1 protein-coding gene, 1 pseudogene and 1 other annotated feature are annotated in these 2932 nt (G+C 28.6%); the gene and the pseudogene both read right to left on the reverse strand.

Features of this window, described 5'->3' with window-relative positions; translation table 11 throughout:
• Positions 1-37: 37 nt before the first annotated feature.
• A pseudogene (gene argS, locus HMPREF0216_RS13460) lies at positions 38-1794 on the reverse strand (arginine--tRNA ligase).
• Between the two features lie 48 nt (positions 1795-1842).
• Positions 1843-2070, reverse strand: a binding site (T-box leader).
• Positions 2071-2219: 149 nt separating this feature from the next.
• Positions 2220-2561, reverse strand: a complete 342-nt coding sequence (locus tag HMPREF0216_RS13465; RefSeq protein ID WP_005215290.1) for a zinc ribbon domain-containing protein YjdM — start codon at positions 2559-2561, stop codon at positions 2220-2222.
• Positions 2562-2932: the final 371 nt, after the last annotated feature.

Below are 2932 nucleotides of genomic sequence, written 5' to 3' on the forward strand. Positions count from 1 at the left end.
GTATTGATTTTAAAATCAATACTCTTTATTTTATTAATTACATTCTTTCAACACTTTCCATTCCTAACAAATCTAAGCATTGTTCTAATACGTTCTTAACTAAGTTTATAAGTACTAACCAAGAAGCTTTCTTAGATTCATCTTCTTCAGATACTATTCTTGTATCATTATAGAATCTGTTAAAGTTATTTGATAATTCATAAATATATTCACATATCTTATGTGGTGCTCTATCTCTAAAGCTTAATTCAATAACTTCATTAAACTTAATTAATTGAAGCATTAAGTTTCTTTCTGTTTCACTTTGTGGTACTAATATTGCTTTATTCATATCAGTCATATTAGCTCTATTTAAAATAGATTTAATTCTAACTATTGTATAAAGAATGTATGGACCTGTATTTCCTTCAAATGAAGCAAATCTTTCTATATCAAATATATAGTCTTTTGAAGCTTGGTTAGATAAATCACCATATTTTAACGCTGCTAATCCAACCTTTGAAGAAATCTCTTCAACGTCTTCTTCTGCTATATTTTTATTATCCTTAAGTTTTTCTTTACCTGCTTCTTTAATTAAGTTTATTAAATCTGCAAGTCTCATTACTCCACCTTCACGAGTCTTAAATGGCTTACCATCTTTTCCGTTCATAGTCCCAAATCCTATGAAATCTAATACAGTATTTTCATTTGCTATACCTGATTCTTTAGAGCTGCTAAAAAATTGTTCATAATGAAGCCCTTGTCTCTTATCAGCTAGATATATTATTTCATCAGCTTTTAAATCTCTAACTCTCTCTACAACTGTAGCTAAGTCTGTAGTTCCATATAATGAAGCTCCATCTGATTTTAATAATAGTAATGGTGGTACTGGACTCTTATCAGTCTCTTCACTTACATCAAAAACTAAAGCTCCTTCACTTTCCTTAGCAAATCCTTTTTCTTTTAAAGATTCTATCATTTCAGGAATAAATTTTTGTGCATCACTTTCACCATTCCATAATTCAAAGCTAACATCTAAAGCCCCATAGTTTTTCTTTAAGTCATTAACAGATACATTTAATATATGCTTCCATAATGCAACATACCCTCTTCTACCTTGTTGAAGCTCAACTGTTGCTTTTTTAGCAGCTTCATAACAGCTTCATCACTCTTAGCAAGCTTACTTGCATATGGATAAATATCCTCTAGTTCATCTATTGTAAACGGAGCTTCTTCTGGATATTCTCCTTCAAAACTTTCATCAAAATATGGTAAACTTGGGTTACGTCTTTCAACTTCTGATATAACCATACCCATTTGAAGACCCCAGTCTCCTAAATGAACATCACCAATTACATCATGGCCTAAGTATTTAGCTATTCTCTTAATGCTCTCACCAATAATTGCTGATCTTAAATGTCCTATGTGTAATGGCTTTGCAACATTTGCTCCACCATAGTCTACAATTATTTTTTTAATTTCTGTAGCTTGTGAAGTACCGAATCTTTCATCAGTATTCATTTTATTTACATAATCAACTAAGAATTCATCATTAAGAGTTATATTTATAAATCCAGGACCTGCAATTTCTAATTTAGAAAAAATTTCATTTTCTTTTAATTTTTCTACTACCTCTTGCGCTATAGCATTAGGTGCTTTCTTGTACTTTTTAGCACATGCTAAAGCTCCATTACATTGATATTGGCAAAGATCAGGTCTATTTGATACATTTACCTTTCCAGCACTCTTATCATAACCAAGCTCTTCAAATGTATTCATAAAAATATCACTTATTTGTTCAATAAATATTTTCATTAATTTATGCCTCCTTTTATTTTATATAAAAAAAACGCCTCTTCTTTTCAAAGAGACGAAAATATTTCCGCGGTACCACTCAATTTAGTTAATTTTAAAAATAAATTAACTCACTTATAACTTTAACGCTAGTTTACAGCGGCATACTCTTACAATAATGCTCAAGCAGCTTCTCCAAGTCCCTCTTCCTTATTTCATATCTTATAAGACTTTCACCATACTCTTACTCGCTAATAGATACTTTAAAATAAGTACTCTTCTCTTCATAGAATTTATATTTTTAATTATCTTATAAAAATCAAATTTAACTAATATAATATTATTTAAACATAAAATATATAATAAAATAATTTTACCTAAAAATCAAATTACTTGTCAATTAATAATATAAAAAAGCTAAGCAAATGCCTAGCTAAATTTTAAAATTATATCTTTTTAACAACTGATGATTTTAATTTCATAGCTCCAAAACCATCTATTTTACAATCAATATCGTGACCATCTGTTACATCATATAATAAACGGATATTTTTTACCTTTGTACCTTGCTTTAATGCTGATGTAGCACCCTTAACTTTTAAGTCCTTTATTATTGTTACAGTATCACCATCATTTAAAACATTTCCATTAGCATCTTTTATAAGGTTTGCTTCTGCAGCTGCAGCTTCTGATGCAGCAGTCCATTCATGACCACATTCTGGGCAAACTAAAAGATTTCCATCTTCATAAGTATATTCTGAATTACATTTTGGACAATTTGGTAACATAGTTTCATTTCCTCCATTCGCTTCTCTTATATATTATGCATAAATATAGGTAGTCCTTTGCATGCTTAATATATTATCATACACTTCTTATATTTACAAACTTTCCACTATAGCATAATTAAGTATCTATTTAATACACTTTTACTAGTTATAAACTTTGTTATATTTATTTTATCTCATTTTCATTTTAAAATTCTTAATATATATTACTTCTGATAGAATTCTTAGTACCAGTAGTAAATAGAATTTTTTACAATAATTGTTTTATAACAACAAAAAAGGTTGTAGTTTAAACTACAACCTATAACAATCTAAAATTATCTTCTATTTTGCTCTTTTTTAGCTCTTCTACAAGATATACATCTTGTTGG

It is taken from the genome of Clostridium celatum DSM 1785, from assembly GCF_000320405.1.
In the GTDB taxonomy this organism is placed as follows: Bacteria; Bacillota; Clostridia; order Clostridiales; family Clostridiaceae; genus Clostridium; species Clostridium celatum.